Raw genomic sequence first — 16,198 nt, 5'->3', positions numbered from 1 at the left:
GCGAATTTAGGTAAGGCAATCCTCACCAGAACGAACAGCTCCTGTTGCGAATCTCTTGCAACAAGAGGGGTGATGCGTGCGCCTGTGCGCCCTTTGACGCCCCGGCAGTGAACGCTCAGGCATTGCGCTGAGGGATCTTCTTAGGGTAGGCACGCCTAAGCAATATGCTCCCGCGTGGCTGAAAGAGGTCGTACGTGAACGTGAACAGACGCCAAGTGCTGTGGGCCGGCGGTGCGATAGGCGCTTCCGCGCTCCTCGCCGCCTGCGGCAGCGGTGACGAGACCTCGGCCAAGTCGCCGGCGGGCAAGGGCGAGAAGCCGCGCCGCGGCGGCACCCTCCGGGTCGGCGCCCTGGGCCGCGCCTCGGCCATCACCCGCGACCCGCACGGCACGCAGGCCAACGAGAGCGACTACCTGATCATCTCGCTGGTGTACGACACGCTGACCGTCCCCGGCGCCAAGCCCAACACCGTCCCCCGCCTCGCCGCGAGCTGGCAGGCCTCGGACGACCTCAAGACCTGGCGCTTCACCCTCGCGAAGGGTGCGAAGTTCCACGACGGCACCCCGGTCACCGCCGAGGACGTCGTCTGGTCCCTGAAGCGGCTGCGGGCCACCCCCTCCGGCGCCTCCCGGCTGCCCGGCATCAAGGCCGGGAACATCAAGGCCGAGGGCACGGACACCGTCGTCCTGGTCTCCGACTACCCCAACGCCGAACTGCCCCAGCTGACCCGGCTGACGACGTTCGTGCTGAAGAAGGACACCAAGGACTCCGACCTCGGCAAGGCGCCCGGCACCGGCCCCTTCAAGCTCGACTGGTTCCGCTCCGGCAACGCCCGCCTGGTCCGCAACGCCGACTGGTACGGCGGCGACGTGCACCTCGACGCCATCGAGGTCAAGATCTTCGAAAGCCCCCAGGCGATGGCCAACGCCCTGCTGGCCGGGCAGATCGACGTCGCCTCCAACGTCGGCGCGGTGGCGGCCCGTACGGCCGAGAAGCGCGGCGACGTCCAGGTCGTGCGCCGCCCCAACGACATGGCGATGCCGATCGTCATGCGCACCGCCGACGGACCGTTCGCGGACGTGAAGGTACGGGAGGCGCTGCGGCTGGCCGTGGACCGCGAGGCCATGGTCAAGCAGGTCCTCTCCGGCTACGGCACGGTCGCCAACGACATCCTCGGCACCGGCGACCCCGCCTACGCCAAGGACCTCCCGCAGCGCACCCGCGACCTGGCCAAGGCCAAGCAGCTGCTGAAGGAGGCCGGCTTCGACACCTCGAAGACGTACAAGCTGCTGACCACGGAGGACATCGCCGGGCTCGCCGAGTCGGCCACGCTGTTCGCCTCCCAGGTCCGCGAGGCCGGCGTGAAGGTCGAGGTCGTCCGGCAGGAGTCGGCGACCTTCTGGGACAAGACCTGGCTCAAGGGCGACCTCTACACCACCTACTGGGGCACCAACGACTCCGTGGTGTTCTTCGCCAGCAAGACCATGGTCTCCGACTCCGGGCAGAACGAGGCCGGCTGGAAGAACAAGGAGTTCGACACCGCCTACCGCAAGGCCATGGCCACCAAGGACGCCGCGGAGCGCGCCAAGGTCCTGCACCAGCTCCAGCAGATCGAGCACGACGCGTCCGGCTACCTGCTGTGGGGCATGGCCGACGGCATCGACCTGGCCGGCGCCGCCGTGCGCAACCTGCCCACCCTGCCCGGCTACGGGCGCGTCCAGCTCGAGCGGGCATGGCTGGCACGCTGACCCCGACGGCACGGCACGAACCGGCGGCGGACTCCCGGAGGCAGGGGCGTACCGCCCTGTACGCGGCCGGGGTGCTCGCGCGCCGGTTCCTGCTGCTGGCCGGGCTGCTCGCCGCCGTCTTCGCCGCCGTGGAGCTGCTGCCGGGGGACGCCGCCGACGCCACCTCCGAACGCGGGGAGAGCGCGGCCGACCTCGACCGGCGGCGCCATCTGCTGGGCCTGGACCGGCCCGTGGCGGAACGGTTCTGGGACTGGATGACCGGCTTGCCCACCGGCGACCTCGGCACCTCGGCGCGCGGTGAGCAGGTCGCCGACCTGCTCGCCCGGCCGTTCCCCAACACCCTGCTGCTCGGCGGACTCGCGCTGCTGCTCACCCTCGTCGCCTCGATCGCCCTCGGCTGCTGGGCGGCGGCCCGGCCCGGCGGCCCGCTCGACCGGGCCGTGTCGGCGAGCGCCACCGGCATCCTCGCGCTGCCCGAGTTCGTCGTCGCGGTGGCCCTCGTCCTCGTGTTCGCGCTGTGGACCGGCTGGCTGCCCGCGGTCACCCTCACCGACTCGGACGGCTCGCCCGCCTCCTGGCGGATGCTCGTGCTGCCCGTCCTCGCCCTGGCCGTCCCGCAGATCGGCTGGAACACGCGGATCGTGCGGGCCGCCCTCGCCGACGAGGCCAGGGCACCGCACATCGACACCGCCGTCCTCGACGGTCTGCCCCGGCACCGGATCCTCGTCCACCACCTGCTGCCCGGCGCCCTGCCGACCATCGCGGCCGGTGTCGCCACCTCCACGGGCATGCTCCTCGGCGGCGCGGTCGTCGTCGAGACCATCTTCAACTACCCCGGCATCGGCTCCGTCCTCGCGGGCGCGGTCGCCGACCGGGACAGCCCGGTCATCGCCGGGGTCGTCGCCGTGACGGGAGCCGTGATCACCGGAGTGCTGCTGCTCGCCGACCTCGTACGGACCTGGGCTTCGGGAGGGCGGACGTGATGCCCGACTTCATGGGTTTTGTTCGCGCTTGGGGCCCGGGAGGGCGGACGTGATGGCGAACCTCGTCGGCGCTGTGCGCGCTTGGGACCTGGAAGGCCACGGGAGGCCGGGCATGATGCCGAACACCGCCGGTGCCGTACGCGCCCGGATTCCGGGAGGCCGGACGTGACCCCGGTCGTCGACGCCATCGAGCCGGCTCCGGTCGCGCGGGTGGGGCGGGCCCGGCTCCGGGTCGCCGTGCGGGTGCTGCCCGCCCTGCTGCTCACCGCCCTCGCCCTGGCCGGTCCCTGGCTCGCCCCGCACGCCATCGACGCCCCCGTCGCCGCGCCCTACGCGGAACCCGGCGGCGGCGCCCCGCTCGGCGGGGACCAGCTCGGCCGGGACGTCCTCAGCCGGCTCCTCGCCGGAGGGCGCGAACTCGTCGTCACCTCCCTGCTGGTGGCCGTCCTGGTGACCGCCCTGGCCGCCGTCCTCGGCGCGGTCAGCGCCCTGCGCCCGGCCGTCGGGCGGATCGTGGAGCGCACCTGTGACGTGCTGATGCTGCTGCCCGCCGTGCTCGGCATCCTCCTCGTCACCCTGTCCTGGCCGGACGGCGGACGGCTCGCCGTCGTCACCGCCTCCGTCGTCCTCGGCGTGCCCTACGCGGTGCGTCTGGTGGCCGGCGCGGCGGCGCCCGTGGCGGCCTCCGGGTACGTGGAGGCGGCGGCCGTCGGCGGCGAACGCCTGTGGTACCTGGTGGCCCGGGAGGTGCTGCCCAACCTGCGGGCCACCCTCCTCGCCCTGTTCGGGCTGCGTTTCGTCGCCGCCGTCTACCTCGTCGCCACCGCCGGTTTCCTCCAGGTCGGGCCGCAACCCCCGGCCGCGGACTGGGCGCTGATGATCCGGGAGAACTCCGGCGGCATCCTCCTCAACCCCTGGGCCGTCCTCGCCCCCAGCGTCGCCGTGGGCCTGCTCGCCATGAGCGTCAACCTCGCGGCCGCCGCCCTCGTCCCCGCGACCGGCCGGAAGGCGGTGCCCACGCTGTGAACCAGCACTGGACCTCTCAGAGCGACGTGGCGGAGGGAGAGCACACGGTACGGATCCACGGGCTGACCGTCTCCGCCCCCGGCGGCCGGCTCCTGCTGGACGGGGCCGGCCTGGAGCTGGCCCCCGGCCGTGTCACGGCCGTCGTCGGACCCTCCGGCTGCGGCAAGACGACCCTGCTGCGGGCCGTCACCGGTGCGCTGCCGCCGGGCACCGGGCGCACCGCGGGCACCGTCACCGTCCTCGGCCAGGACCCGCTCACCCTGCCCGCACCCGCCCTGCGCGCCCTGCGCCGCGACCGGCTCGCCTACGTCGCCCAGGACCCGGGCTCCGCCCTCAACCCCCGCATGAAGGTGCGCCGTCTGCTCGCCGAGGTCGCCGTCGACCCGAGCCCCGGGGCGATTCTCCGGCAGCTCGACGAGGTGCGGCTGCCCACCGGCGACGGCCTGCCGGACCGCCGGATCGGCGCGCTGTCCGGCGGTCAGCAACGCCGCGTGGCGCTCGCCCGCGCGCTGGCCCGCCGCCCCGCCGTCCTGCTCCTCGACGAACCCACCGCCGGGCTCGACCCCGCGCTGCGCGACGAGATCGCCGACCTGCTGCGCCACCTCGCCGAACGGCACCGGATCGCCGTCGCGCTGTCCTGCCACGACACCGACCTGGTCACCCGGCTCGCCGACGACGTCGTGGACCTGACGGGCACGAGCCCCCGGCCGACCGCGGGCAGCGGCCCGGCCGTCGAAGAGGCGTCGTCCTCGACGGGGCCCGATTCCGGCGGGGCGTCATCTGCGGCGGGGGGTGGGGCCGCCCCCGGCCGGGGCGCGCCCCTGCTCACCGCGACCGGCCTCCACGCCGCCCACACCCACCGCGGCCGGCGCGCCCCCGTGCTGCACGGCATCGATCTCGGGCTAGCCGCCGGGGGCAGCCTGGGCGTCGTCGGGGCCTCCGGCTCGGGCAAGACGACCCTGCTGCGCACCCTAGTAGGGCTGCACCGCCCCACGGCCGGCACGGTCAGCCTGCACGGCACGCCGCTCGCCCCCGGCGCGTCCCGCCGCTCACGCGACCAGCGCCGCCGCCTCCAACTGGTGCCGCAGGACCCGCTCGGCACCCTCAACCCGGGCCGCACGGTCGGTGCCGCCCTGCGGCGCCCGCTCCTGCTGCACCGCAGGACCGGCCGCGCGGAGGCTCCCGCCCGGGTGCGGGAACTCCTGGACCAGGTCGGCCTGCCCGCGACGGCCGCCGACCGCTACCCCCACGAGCTGTCCGGCGGGCAGCGCCAGCGCGTCGCCATCGCGCGCGCCCTGGCCGCCGACCCCGACGTGCTGTTCTGCGACGAGGTCACCTCCGCGCTCGACGCGGAGACGGCCGTCGCCGTGATGGACCTGCTGACGGAGCTGCGGGACCGGCGCGGCCTGGCCCTGGTGCTCGTCAGCCACGACCTGCGCCTGGTCGCCGACCGCACCGAGGAGCTGATCGTCATGTCCGAGGGCCGGGTGACCGAGGCCGGCCCCACGCGGCGGTTGCTCGGTACGCCGGAGGAGGGGCTCGCCAGCCCCTCGGCGGCGGGGGTCGAATAGCGGTCAGAGCACCTTGCGGTGCAGGAGCGCCGACAGCACGAGGGCGCCCGGCAGCAGCGGCAGCCACACCGTCAGGACGCGGTAGCCGATGACGGTGGCCGTGGCCGTGCCCACGGGCGCCCCGAACGCGGCCATGGTGAACACCAGCGCCGCGTCCACGGGGCCGATCCCGCCCGGCGCGGGCACGGCCCCGGCCGCGGTGCCCGCCACCAGCAGCGCGAGGACCACCTGCGCCCAGGACAGCGGCAGCCCGAGCGAGAATCCGACCGTGGCGATCACACTGCCCTGGAGCAGCGGGGTGGCCGCCGCACCGCCCCACAGGGCGAGCACGCGGGCGGGGCGGGTGTGCAGCTCGCGGGCGTCGGTCAGGGCGGTGCGCAGGAAGCCGAGGGCGGGACGGCGCAGTGCCGGTACGGTCACCAGCAGCCCGGTGCCCGCGGCGAGCGCGAGCACGGCAGCGCCCGCCGCCAGGACCAGCGTGCGGTCGTCGGGGAGGAGCGCGCCGAGCCGCAGGACGTCCGGGAACGCCACCAGGAACACCAGCAGCACCAGCGTCCTGGCGACCGGCCTGACCAGGGAGTACAGGGCGAGCGACGCGGTGGCCCGGGGGAGGGCGATGCCGCGGCGCTGCAGGAAGCGCAGCGTCACGGCGTGCGCGCCGAGGCCCGCCGGCAGCACCTGGTTCGCGGCACCGGCGGCGAACTGCGAGGCCACCAGCGGGCCGGGCGGCAGCCGCTCCGGCAGGGCGCCCTGCCGGACGCAGGCGGCGGCCACCCAGGTCAGGCAGGTGAAGCAGAGCGCGGCGAGCAGCCACCAGGGGTCGGCGGCGGCCAGCCGCGCGGCACCCGCGTAGGCGGCCCGCCGGTCGACCAGGGCCCACCCCCCGACCAGCAGCAGCGGGAGCAGGACCAGGGCCGGGCGGACGAGGCGGGCGGCGGGGGAGCGGCGCGGGGTGGCGGGGCAGGGGGTGGCGGGGAGCGGTGCGGGGAGTGTTTCGAGCTGGAGCTGGGACACGGCGTACGTCGTCCTTCCGCGTCACGCCCGGGGACGGGGCGGACGGATGCAGGGCGAGGCAGGGGGACGGCGGAAACGTGCCCGTCCGGTGTGACGACTCGGTGTCCGGCAGAAAAAGCGAGGCGGGCGGGAGAACGACACGGCGCGATCCGGGGCGGGCCCGGGCCCGAGGAAACGCGGTCCGGTCGGCCGCGACACACCACCGGCGCCCTGCTGCGCCCTCCGCCCGGCGCGTGCCACCGCCCGGACCGATGCGCACCCCGGCGCCCCGCACCGCCACGCACGGCCTCCGCCGCCTCCGCCGGGCAGCCTGGGCTCCGTAGGGCCTCCGCCGCCTCCGCCGGGAACCCCGGGCCCCGCAGGCCCTACGCCGTCTCCACCCCCACCACCGGAAACCCGGGACTGCGCAGGACCCGTCGCTCCGCGTCCACCGCGAACACCTCGCAGTGCCGGCGGGCCGCCGCCCACTGCACGCCCTCCGTGCCGAGGGCGAACGCCGCCGTGGCGGCCGAGTCGGCCTCGGTCAGGGTCGGGGCCACGACGGTCATGCTGAGCAGGCCGGTCGCCGGGCGGCCCGTGCGGCCGTCGAGGATGTGGTCGCCGCGCTCGTAGCGGGCGGACGTGGCGACGGCCCGGTCCGTGAGGTCCAGGACCGCGCACAGCCGGTCGGCGTGCTCCGGGTGGCGGACGCCCACCCGCCAGGGACCGCCGGCGGCGATCACGTCGCCGCCCGCGTTGAGGCAGAAGCGCCGCGCCCCGGCCGCCGACAGCAGCTCCGCCCCCTTCTGTACCGACCAGCCCTTCACCACGGCGCAGGGGTCCAGGCCCCGGCCGGGCAGCCGGACGTCGAAGGCGCCTCCGGTCGCGGTCCGGTACTCCTCGCACAGCTCCAGGACCTCGCGGAGGTCCGGGCTCGGTGCCGTCACCTCCCCGCGGGCCAGCCGCGACACCTCGCTGTCCGGCCGGAACGGGCTGAACCGCGCGTCGACCTCCCGCAGCCAGGCGAACAGATCGTCCACCGGCGCCCCGGGGAAGCCCTCGTCGTCGATCCGGACCGACACCGGGAACCCCATGACGTGTTCGACGCGCCGCATCCGTCAGCCCTTCGCGTCGATCGCGGCCTGGAGCGACTCCTTGTAGCCGTCGCTGGTGATCGTGGCACCGGACACCGTGTCGATGTCGGCGCTCTGCGCCTGGAGCGTCTCCTCGATCAGCTTCGGCACGGCGGCCGTGGTCTGCGGATGGTTCGGCTGCCGGAGCATCCGCACCGCGGCGATTCTGTCGCCGGAGAAGGTGACCTCGACCTGCACCGGCCCCTTCTCCGTGTCGATCGTCGGCCCCGACACGACCGTGGACGTCGTGCCGCCGGGCCCTCCGGACGAGGAGACCGAGGGCGTCGAGGCCGGCGCGGCGGCCTCCGTGGCGGTCGACGACGACCCGGTGTCGTGCGACGGCGCGTACCGCCAGACCGGGATCAGGCCCGCGACGCTGAGGACGAGGACGGGTAGGGCTCGCTTCACGACAGTCTCCTCGTCATCCGGCCAGGCTGAAGCGTTCGAAGTGGACCTGCGGCTTGGGCACGCCCAGCTCGCGCAGGCTGCCGAGCACCGCGTTCATCATCGGCGGCGGACCGCACAGGTAGACGTCCCGCTCGGCGATGTCCGGCACCAGCCGCGCCAGCTCCCCCGGCGCCAGCCGGTCGGGCACGGGCGGGCCCGTGACCAGGTGCAGTTCGGCGCCCTTGGCGACGGCGAGATCGCGCAGCTCGTCGTAGAGGACCGCGTCCTGGTCCGTGGCGACCCGGTAGATCACGACCGCGTGGCCGTGCAGTTCCTCCAGCAGGGCCCGGATCGGGGTGACACCGACGCCGCCGGCGATGAGCAGGGCGTCCGGGCGGGTGCGGTGCAGGGTGGTGAAGGCGCCGTAGGGGCCCTCGGCGAAGACGCGCGTGCCGACCTTGAGGTGCCGCAGGGCGGCGCTGCCGTCGCCCGCCCGCTTGGCGGTGAGCCGGAGCGTACGGCCGTCGGGGGCGGCGGACAGGGAGAACGGGTTCGCCTGCCACCAGCGGTCCTTCGTCAGGAACCGCCACAGGAAGAACTGCCCGGCCCGGGCGGGCAGCCGGTCCAGGTCGCGGCCCGTGACGTAGATCGAGACGACGTCGTCGTTCTCCGGGACGACGGCCGTCACACGGAACCGGTGGCGCCAGTTCCGCCACAGCGGCAGCACAAGCCGGCCCGTGAACACCGAGGCGAGGGCCACGCCCCACACGGCGTACCAGTACGTCTTCGCCGCCGCCGAGGAGGTGAACGTCGTGCCCGCCGCGACCTGGTGCGTGAACGCCAGCACCACCGCCCCATAGGTGTACAGGTGGATGAAGTGCCAGGTCTCGTAGGCCAGCCGGCGCCGGGCGGAGCGGGCCGAGACCACCCCGACCACGATGATGATCCCCAGCGCGACGATCGCCCGCAGCACGCCCTCGACCGTCTCGGCGAGGTCCACCAGCTGGTTCACCGGGTCCAGGGACGAGGCCTGGGCGTAGCCGAAGACGATGAACACGACGTGCGCCAGCAGCAGCCACAGCACCGAGAAGCCCGTCCAGCGGTGCCAGGACGTCAGCCGGTCCATGCCGATCCGCCGGTCGAACCACGGCAGCCGCGCCACCAGCAGCAGCTGGAACGCCATGAGCAGCGCCCCGAACAGGCCCGTCAGCCGGCCCAGCACGATCAGCGCGTTCGACGCGAAACCGGCCTGGACGAAGAAGACGGTCACCACGACCGCGTTGGCGAGCAGCACCGCGTACAGGCCGGTGCGGCCCACCACTCTGGGCCGCACCGCCGGGCGGGTCGCCGCGGGAGGTTGATGGAGGGTCGTCACGGTCGGCAGCTCCTTGATCGGATCCTGGGATACCGAGCTTGGCCTCGGGGAGCTGTCGGAATACTGTCGCTCAACTTTCAAGTGTTTATCGATCCCGCGGCGGAGGGCCGGACGGCTAGGGGGAGGCAGCACAGGTGAAGCACTATGAGCGGGTGGAAAAAGTACGACTGCTCGTCGTCGACGACGACCCGCCGATCGCCGACCTCGTCGCGACCGTCGCCCGCTACGAGGGCTGGGAGGCGGTCACCGCGTACACCGGCGAGGACGCGCTGAAGCGGGCCGCCGAGTTCCACCCGGACATCGTGGTGCTCGACCTGATGCTGCCCGGCGTGGACGGCTTCGGTGTCCTGGACCGGCTGCGCGCCTCCGGCACGATGGTGCCCGTGGTGTTCCTGACCGCCCGCGACGGCGTCGCCGACCGGGTCGCCGGCCTCACCCGGGGCGGCGACGACTACCTGGTCAAGCCGTTCGCCGTGGAGGAGCTGATGGCCCGGCTGCGGACCGTGCTGCGGCGCAGCGCCGGACCCGCCTTCCAGCGGTCCGTGCTCCAGGTCGGCGACCTCACCATGGACGAGGACACCCGCGAGGTGCGGCGCGGCGAGCGGCTGCTGTCGCTGACCCCGACCGAGTACGAGGTGCTGCGCTACCTGATGCGCAAGTCGCCCACCGTGCTCACCAAGGCGCAGATCCTCGACCACGTGTGGGAGTACGGCTTCGGCGGCCGCTCCAACGTCGTCGAGCTGGTCGTGAGCCGGCTGCGCCGCAAGCTCGACGAGACCGACGACGGCGCCGCCCCGCTGATCCACACCGTGCGCGGCTTCGGGTACGTGCTGCGACAGGCCTCCGAGTGATCGCCCGGCTGAGGCGGACCTACCGCAGGATGCGCCTGGGCACCCGGCTGGCCCTGGGCCTCGGCGCCCTGGCGCTGGTCGTGTTCGCCGTGGTCGGCACCGCCCTGACCACGTACATGCGGGACTACCTGTCGGCCCAGCTCGACACGCAGCTGGCGCAGGCCCAGATCGCCCAGTCCAAGAGCATCGCGGACTACGGCACCCTCTCGGGCAAGAAGTACTACAGCTGGTTCTACGCCGTGTACGACGTGAAGGACGGCCCGCCCGAGCTGCGCCGGCCCGAGGATCCGGCCGACCTGCCGAAGGACGTCGACGACTTCACCGCCCTGGCCTCCGCGCAGACCGCCGCGCACACCGAGCTGCTGCGCACCGAGCACCTCAGGGGCGCCGGCACCTACCGGCTGCGCGCCTGCGAGGTCGAGCCCGGGGTGGTCCTGGTCAGCGCCGCACCCATGGCGGACATCGAGGACACGGTCGGGCAGCTGATCACCATCCAGGTCGTCACCTTCGCGCTCGCGCTGCTCGCCCTGGTCGTCTTCGGCCGCCGGATGCTGCGCCGCGGCCTGAAACCGCTCAGCGACATGGCGACCACCGCGCACGGCATCGCCTCGCACGACCTGACCGAGTCGGCCGCCCGGCTCCCGCTGCGCGCCGACGGCCGGGACGGCGGGCCCGAGGTGGACGAGCTGCGGACCGCCTTCAACACCATGCTGGAGCACATCGACGACTCCCTCGCCGTGCGCGCCGAGGCCGAGCAGCGGCTGCGCCGGTTCGTCGCCGACGCCTCCCACGAACTGCGCACCCCGCTGATGTCGGTGCGCGGCTACGCCGACCTCTTCCAGTACGCCGCAGCCAACGCCCCCGAGGAACGCGAACGGCACCTGGCCCGGCTGCGCGCCGAGGCCGCCCGGATGGGCGTCCTCCTGGACGACCTGCTGCTGCTCGCCCGGCTGGACGCGGCCGAGGTGGAGGCGCCGCTGCGGCTCCAGGACGCCGACCTGGTGGAGCTGGTGCGCCAGGCCGCCGACGCCTTCCGCGCCGGCCGCCCCGACCATCCGCTGACCGTGCAGGCGGGCCCGCGTCCCGTGCGGCTGCGGATGGACCCGCTGCGCATCCGCCAGGTCGTCGACAACCTCCTGACCAACGCCGCCGTGCACACCCCCGCCGGTACGAAGGTGTCCGTCGAGGTGCGTGTCACGCCCGGCACGGCCGAGGTCCGGGTCACCGACACCGGCCCTGGCATCCCGCCCGACGACCGGGACCGCGTCTTCGACCGCTTCTACCGCGTCGACAAGGCCCGCAGCCGCGACCGCGGCGGCAGCGGACTGGGCTTGGCGGTCGCCCAGTCCCTGGTCCGGGCCCACGACGGCCGCATCGAGCTGCACAGCGAGCCGGGCGCGACCGTGTTCACCGTGTGCCTGCCCCGGAACGGTGTGGGCCCTGCGGACCGGTGACGACGGCCCTCTAGACTCGACCGGCGACAGCCCGTACGACCATGGCCAAAAGTCTCCGCCACACCGAAGGGCTCCGGCGTCTTGATACGGATGGAATCAGTCACCAAGCGGTACCCGGACGGCACGGTGGCGGTCGACCGGCTCTCGCTGGAGATACCCGACCGCTCGATCACCGTCCTCGTCGGACCGTCGGGCTGCGGCAAGACGACCACCCTGCGCATGATCAACCGGATGGTCGAACCGACCGAGGGAACGATCCTCCTCGACGGTGAGGACATCCAGCGACAGCCCGTCACCACCCTGCGCCGCTCCATGGGTTACGTCATCCAGAACGCCGGCCTCTTCCAGCACCGCACGATCGTCGACAACATCGCCACCGTGCCCCGCATGCTCGGCTGGGGCAAGCAGAAGGCCCGGGCGCGAGCCGCCGAGCTGATGGAGCGCGTGGGCCTGGACGCCGCGCTCGCCAAGCGGTACCCGTACCAGCTCTCCGGCGGCCAGCAGCAGCGCGTCGGCGTGGCCCGGGCGCTCGCCGCCGACCCGCCGGTGCTGCTCATGGACGAGCCGTTCTCCGCCGTCGACCCGGTGGTGCGCAAGGGACTCCAGGACGAACTGCTGCGCATCCAGGACGAGTTGGGCAAGACCATCGTCTTCGTCACGCACGACATCGACGAGGCGATCAAACTCGGCACGATGGTCGCCGTGCTGCGCACCGGCGGGCACCTCGCCCAGTACGCGCCGCCCGCCGAGCTGCTGGCCGCCCCCGCCGACGCCTTCGTCGAGGACTTCCTCGGCGCCGACCGCGGCATCCGGCGGCTGTCGTTCTTCCCGTCCGCGCGGCTGGAGTTGACGACCGCCCCGGTGATCGCGCTCGACGCCACCGCCGAGCAGATCGCCGCCCCCGGCGCCGACCACCTCCTGGTGACCGACGCGGACGGCCGCCCGCTCGGCTGGGGCGCGCCCCGCGACCTGACGGCCGGCGCCATCCGGCCCACTGAACTGCTGCCCCACGGGCGGCCGTTCGTGCCGGGCACCGACTCGCTGCGGGCCGCCCTCGACTGCGCCGTGCTCTCCCCGACCGGCTGGGCCGTCGCCGTGGACGCCGACGGGCGGGTGACCGGAGTGGTCTCGCAGCAGACCATCGGGGAGGCGATCCGCAGCGCCCACGCCGTCGCCGGGGCCGGCGCCGACGCGGCCAGGGCCTCGTCGTGAACGGCTTCCTCGACGGCTTCTTCGACCTCCCGAGCGACCTCCAGCACAGCTGGCTCGGCCTGATCGGGCTGCACCTGCGCGAGGCGCTGCTGCCGGTCCTGGCCGGGCTGCTGCTCGCGCTGCCGCTCGCCCAGCTGTGCGTCCGGTTCCGCTGGCTGTACCCGCCCGTCCTCGGCGCCACCACCGTCTTCTACGCCGTGCCGTCGCTGGCGTTCTTCGTCGTCCTCATCGACTACACCGGCCAGACCGAGCTGACCGTGATGATCCCGCTGGCCGTGTACAGCCTGGTGGTGCTCGTCCCGGCCATCGTCGACGGGGTGCGGTCCGTGCCGCAGGAGACCCTGGCCGCCGCCACCGCCATGGGCTTCGGGCCAATACGCCGCTATCTCCAGGTGCAGTTGCCCATCGCCGTGCCCGCCATCCTCGCCGGGCTCAGGGTCGCCACCGCCTCCAGCATCTCCCTGGTCAGCGTCGGCGCCCTGATCGGCAACCAGGGCGCGCTCGGCAACCTGCTCGCCGCCGCGCAGAAGTACGACCGGCCCGAGCTGGCCGTGAACTCCGTGCTCACCACGGCCGCCCTGGCGATCCTCTGCGACGCCCTGCTGGTCCTGCTCCGCGTCGCGCTGACCCCCTGGATGCCGAACGGCACCCGCCGGCGCCCGAGGACGGCCGCGCGGCAACGGCCCGTGCCCGAGGACGTGATCCGGTGAACGTACTGAACTTCGTCAACGCCTTCTTCAGCGACAGCGCCCACTGGCACGGCTACGACGGCATCCCCCAACGCCTCCTCGAACACGTTCAGTACTCCGCTCTGGCGCTGGCCCTCGCCGCCGCGATCGGCCTGCCCGTCGGGCTGCTGACCGGGCACACCGGGCGGGGCGGCAACGCGCTGGCGTTCATCGCCACCGCCGCCCGCGCGCTGCCCAGTTTCGGCCTGCTGGTGCTCATCGTCATCCTCATGGGATTCGGCCTCATGCCCGTGATGATCCCGCTGGTCATCCTCGCCGTCCCGCCGATCCTGGTGACCACCTACGAGGCGGTCCGCTCCGTCGACCCGTCCCCGGTGGACGCCGCACGCGGCATGGGCATGCGCGAGTCGCGGATCCTCTTCCAGGTCGAACTGCCCGTCGCCCTGCCGCTGATCCTGAGCGGCCTGCGCTCGGCGGCCATCCAGATCGCGTCGACGGCCACCATCGCCGCGTACGTCAGCCTCGGCGGCCTCGGCCGGTACATCGTCGACGGGCTCTACCAACGCGACTACGAGAAGGTCGTCGGCGGCGCCACCCTGGTCGCCGTCCTGGCGCTCGTGACGCTCGCGGTGTTCTGGGCGGCGGGCCGCCTGGCCGTGTCACCGGGCGTACGCCGACGCTGAGACCACCCGGGCAGGTCTGTAAGAAACCGTGACCAGGCTGCCCTTGACTGACCGTGAAGCGGCTGGATTGGATCGGTGGATGACTTCTACCGCGAAGAGCAGCTGGTCCAGGACGAGGCACACCGGCGCGGCGGCCGTCGCGCTCACCGCCGCGGCGGCGCTGCTCGCGGGCTGTTCGTCCGGCGACACCTCCGACAACCCCCTGGCGGGCGAGGAGGCGAAGGCCGGCACCGTCGTCGTCGGCTCCAACAACTTCGCCGAGAGCACCCTGCTCGCCGACATCTACGGCGAGGCCCTCAAGGCCAAGGGCCTCAAGGTCACCTACAAGCACAACATCGGCAGCCGCGAGACGACGTACGGCCTGATGAAGAACGGCTCCGTCACCGTGCTGCCGGAGTACAACGGCTCGCTGCTGGCCTACCTGGACCCCAAGGCCGAGCAGAAGTCCGCCGAGGCGGTCAACGAGGCCGTCAAGGCCAAGCTGGACAAGAACCTGACGCTGCTGCGGTCCTCGCCCGCCGAGGACAAGGACTCGGTCACGGTCAACGCGCAGACCGCGAAGAAGTACAAGCTGACGTCCTCCTCCACCCTCGCCGACCTCAAGGACGCCGCGCCGGACCTGGTGATCGGCGGTTCGCCCGAGTTCCAGACCCGGCACCAGGGCCTGGAGGGCCTGAAGTCCGTGTACGGCCTGGAGTTCAAGTCCTTCAAGGCGCTCGACGCGGGCGGCCCGCTGACCCAGGCGGCGCTGACCCGGAACACCGTGCAGGCCGCGGACATCTTCACCACGGACCCGACCATCGTGAAGGAGAAGTTCGTCGTCCTGAAGGACCCGGAGAACCTCTTCGGGTTCGCCAACGTGACCCCGCTGGTCCACAAGGACGGCCTGCCGAAGGAAGGCGCCGACGCGCTCGACGCCGTCTCCGCCAAGCTGGACACGAAGACGCTCCTGGAGCTGGACGCGCAGGTGCAGTTGGAGAAGAAGGACCCGCTGGACGTGGCCAAGGCGTGGCTGAAGTCGGCGGGTCTGGCCTGACCGCGCCGCCCGTCACGATGCGGTAACGGGCCCGGCCGGATCCTGAGGGGACCGAACGCGGGCCGGGGGTGGGGCGTCACAGGGACGGAACCATCCCCGGTCACCGCGAACCCCTGGGAGCGTCATGCGCACCGACATGACCCGCACGGCCCGCCTCCTCCTCGTCCTCGCCCTGTCCGCCGCCGCAGCCGGTGCCGCCGCGGGGTGCGGCGCGGGGGAGACCGGCGGCACGCAACCGGCCCCGCGCTCCCCGCGCTCCGACGACCGCACCCCGCGCTCCGACGACCGTGCCCAGCAGGTCGCCGAGGCCTGGGACGGCTCCCCGGCGGCCGCGCGGTGGCGCGCGGGCTACCACCCCATGGGGCCGGTCGTCCACCTGCCCGGGAACGGCGCCCTGCGCGACGCCGCCGACCGGCGCGCCTACGACATCGGCAACTTCGACCTGCGGGGGAAGCTCCCCGCCGCGCCGGGCGGGAGCGGACGAGTGACCTGGCGGAGCGGGGGCTCCCTCACGATGCCGCTGAGAGACGCCGAGCAGGTCTACGAGACCCTGGACACCGCCGACAGCCCCGGACCGCGCCTGACCGTGACGGGGGCGAAGCTGGGCGAGATGACCGTGGCCACCAGCCGCGGCCCGGCGACCGTCCCCGCCTGGCTGTTCACACTGGAGGGCTACGACAGCCCGCTCGAACGCGCCGCCGTGAGCCCGTCCGAGCTCCCGAGGCCGCCGATCCGGCCGCTCGGGCAGAACGTGCCCACCGACGTGCTGGCGCCGCTCGGCGGCCTGACCGAGGTCGCCGCCGACGGCCGGTCCGTCACCGTGCTGGCCCACCACGGCTCCTGCGACGACGGCCCCGTCGTGGACGTGCTGGAGACGGACGGCAGCGTCGTGCTGTCCGCCGCCGTGACCGGCGTCGAGGACGGTCCCTGCACAAGTGAACTGCGCGGCAAGGAGGTGACGGTGAAGCTGGCCGGGCCGGTCGGTGACCGCGTCGTCCTGGACGCGTTCACGGGCCGCCCCGTGCCGTACACCGACCGGCCCGGGAGCTGACGCCCT

Annotated in this window: 15 protein-coding genes; 11 read left to right on the top strand and 4 right to left on the bottom strand. The window is 73.6% G+C overall.

Annotation, left to right across the window (positions count from 1 at the left end; all coding sequences use genetic code 11):
- Nucleotides 1–194 precede the first annotated feature (194 nt).
- The 4 genes from ABZ386_RS13920 (at nucleotide 195) to ABZ386_RS13905 (ending at nucleotide 5,328) form a co-directional block, all read left to right on the top strand.
- Complete coding sequence (locus ABZ386_RS13920; RefSeq protein WP_358964796.1) at nucleotides 195–1,748, top strand: ABC transporter substrate-binding protein; 1,554 nt, start codon at nucleotides 195–197, stop codon at nucleotides 1,746–1,748.
- Nucleotides 1,733–2,731 carry an ABC transporter permease gene (locus ABZ386_RS13915; protein WP_358964795.1) on the top strand — a complete coding sequence of 333 codons (999 nt, stop codon included), beginning with the start codon at nucleotides 1,733–1,735 and terminating at the stop codon, nucleotides 2,729–2,731. Before ABZ386_RS13920 ends, ABZ386_RS13915 begins: the two co-directional genes overlap by 16 nt.
- A 210-nt stretch (nucleotides 2,732–2,941) precedes the next feature.
- Nucleotides 2,942–3,757, top strand: coding sequence for an ABC transporter permease subunit (locus ABZ386_RS13910; protein WP_351335231.1), 816 nt, complete (start codon nucleotides 2,942–2,944; stop codon nucleotides 3,755–3,757).
- Nucleotides 3,754–5,328 carry an ATP-binding cassette domain-containing protein gene (locus ABZ386_RS13905; RefSeq protein WP_358964794.1) on the top strand — a complete coding sequence of 525 codons (1,575 nt, stop codon included), beginning with the start codon at nucleotides 3,754–3,756 and terminating at the stop codon, nucleotides 5,326–5,328. Before ABZ386_RS13910 ends, ABZ386_RS13905 begins: the two co-directional genes overlap by 4 nt.
- A gap of 3 nt (nucleotides 5,329–5,331) precedes the next feature.
- Here ABZ386_RS13905 and ABZ386_RS13900 read toward each other — a convergent pair whose 3' ends face one another.
- From ABZ386_RS13900 to ABZ386_RS13885, 4 genes are all read right to left on the bottom strand, one after another.
- Nucleotides 5,332–6,342 (bottom strand): lysylphosphatidylglycerol synthase transmembrane domain-containing protein, encoded by a 1,011-nt coding sequence (locus ABZ386_RS13900; protein WP_351334700.1) that lies wholly within the window; start codon nucleotides 6,340–6,342, stop codon nucleotides 5,332–5,334.
- A 365-nt stretch (nucleotides 6,343–6,707) separates the two neighbouring features.
- Nucleotides 6,708–7,436, bottom strand: coding sequence for an FAD:protein FMN transferase (locus tag ABZ386_RS13895; protein ID WP_358964793.1), 729 nt, complete (start codon nucleotides 7,434–7,436; stop codon nucleotides 6,708–6,710).
- A gap of 3 nt (nucleotides 7,437–7,439) precedes the next feature.
- Nucleotides 7,440–7,862, bottom strand: coding sequence for an FMN-binding protein (locus ABZ386_RS13890; protein ID WP_351334706.1), 423 nt, complete (start codon nucleotides 7,860–7,862; stop codon nucleotides 7,440–7,442).
- 13 nt (nucleotides 7,863–7,875) lie between these two features.
- The gene (locus ABZ386_RS13885; RefSeq protein WP_358964901.1) at nucleotides 7,876–9,162 is read right to left on the bottom strand and encodes a ferredoxin reductase family protein; all 1,287 of its coding nucleotides are present in this window, start codon (nucleotides 9,160–9,162) and stop codon (nucleotides 7,876–7,878) included.
- Nucleotides 9,163–9,368: 206 nt separating this feature from the next.
- On the opposite strand from ABZ386_RS13885, the gene ABZ386_RS13880 reads away from it, so the two are divergent.
- The 7 genes from ABZ386_RS13880 (at nucleotide 9,369) to ABZ386_RS13850 (ending at nucleotide 16,192) form a co-directional block, all read left to right on the top strand.
- On the top strand, nucleotides 9,369–10,067 hold the full coding sequence (locus ABZ386_RS13880) for a response regulator transcription factor (RefSeq protein ID WP_355723719.1): 699 nt from the start codon (nucleotides 9,369–9,371) through the stop codon (nucleotides 10,065–10,067).
- Nucleotides 10,064–11,521: a HAMP domain-containing sensor histidine kinase gene (locus tag ABZ386_RS13875; RefSeq protein ID WP_356673507.1), complete on the top strand. Its 1,458-nt coding sequence runs from the start codon at nucleotides 10,064–10,066 to the stop codon at nucleotides 11,519–11,521. The genes ABZ386_RS13880 and ABZ386_RS13875 overlap by 4 nt, the downstream gene beginning before the upstream one ends.
- Nucleotides 11,522–11,602: 81 nt before the next feature.
- Nucleotides 11,603–12,733, top strand: a complete 1,131-nt coding sequence (locus ABZ386_RS13870) for an ABC transporter ATP-binding protein (RefSeq protein ID WP_358964792.1) — start codon at nucleotides 11,603–11,605, stop codon at nucleotides 12,731–12,733.
- Nucleotides 12,730–13,443 carry an ABC transporter permease subunit gene (locus ABZ386_RS13865; RefSeq protein WP_358964791.1) on the top strand — a complete coding sequence of 238 codons (714 nt, stop codon included), beginning with the start codon at nucleotides 12,730–12,732 and terminating at the stop codon, nucleotides 13,441–13,443. Before ABZ386_RS13870 ends, ABZ386_RS13865 begins: the two co-directional genes overlap by 4 nt.
- Nucleotides 13,440–14,105, top strand: a complete 666-nt coding sequence (locus ABZ386_RS13860; RefSeq protein WP_358964790.1) for an ABC transporter permease — start codon at nucleotides 13,440–13,442, stop codon at nucleotides 14,103–14,105. The genes ABZ386_RS13865 and ABZ386_RS13860 overlap by 4 nt, the downstream gene beginning before the upstream one ends.
- Nucleotides 14,106–14,184: 79 nt before the next feature.
- Nucleotides 14,185–15,141, top strand: a complete 957-nt coding sequence (locus tag ABZ386_RS13855; RefSeq protein WP_355723712.1) for an ABC transporter substrate-binding protein — start codon at nucleotides 14,185–14,187, stop codon at nucleotides 15,139–15,141.
- A gap of 124 nt (nucleotides 15,142–15,265) precedes the next feature.
- Nucleotides 15,266–16,192, top strand: a complete 927-nt coding sequence (locus ABZ386_RS13850) for a hypothetical protein (protein ID WP_356672594.1) — start codon at nucleotides 15,266–15,268, stop codon at nucleotides 16,190–16,192.
- The last annotated feature ends 6 nt before the right edge of the window (nucleotides 16,193–16,198 follow it).

The organism is Streptomyces sp. NPDC006140 (assembly GCF_040628815.1).
GTDB lineage: Bacteria > Actinomycetota > Actinomycetes > Streptomycetales > Streptomycetaceae > Streptomyces.
This window is presented reverse-complemented; position numbering and strand designations above follow the sequence as displayed.

Bases quoted from the DNA above. Each gene is read 5' to 3' on its own strand.
- ABZ386_RS13915 (WP_358964795.1), top strand. From the start codon at position 1,733: ATGGCTGGCACGCTGACCCCGACGGCACGGCACGAACCGGCGGCGGAC.
- ABZ386_RS13895 (WP_358964793.1), bottom strand. From the start codon at position 7,436: ATGCGGCGCGTCGAACACGTCATGGGGTTCCCGGTGTCGGTCCGGATC.
- ABZ386_RS13855 (WP_355723712.1), top strand. From the start codon at position 14,185: ATGACTTCTACCGCGAAGAGCAGCTGGTCCAGGACGAGGCACACCGGC.
- ABZ386_RS13850 (WP_356672594.1), top strand. From the start codon at position 15,266: ATGCGCACCGACATGACCCGCACGGCCCGCCTCCTCCTCGTCCTCGCC.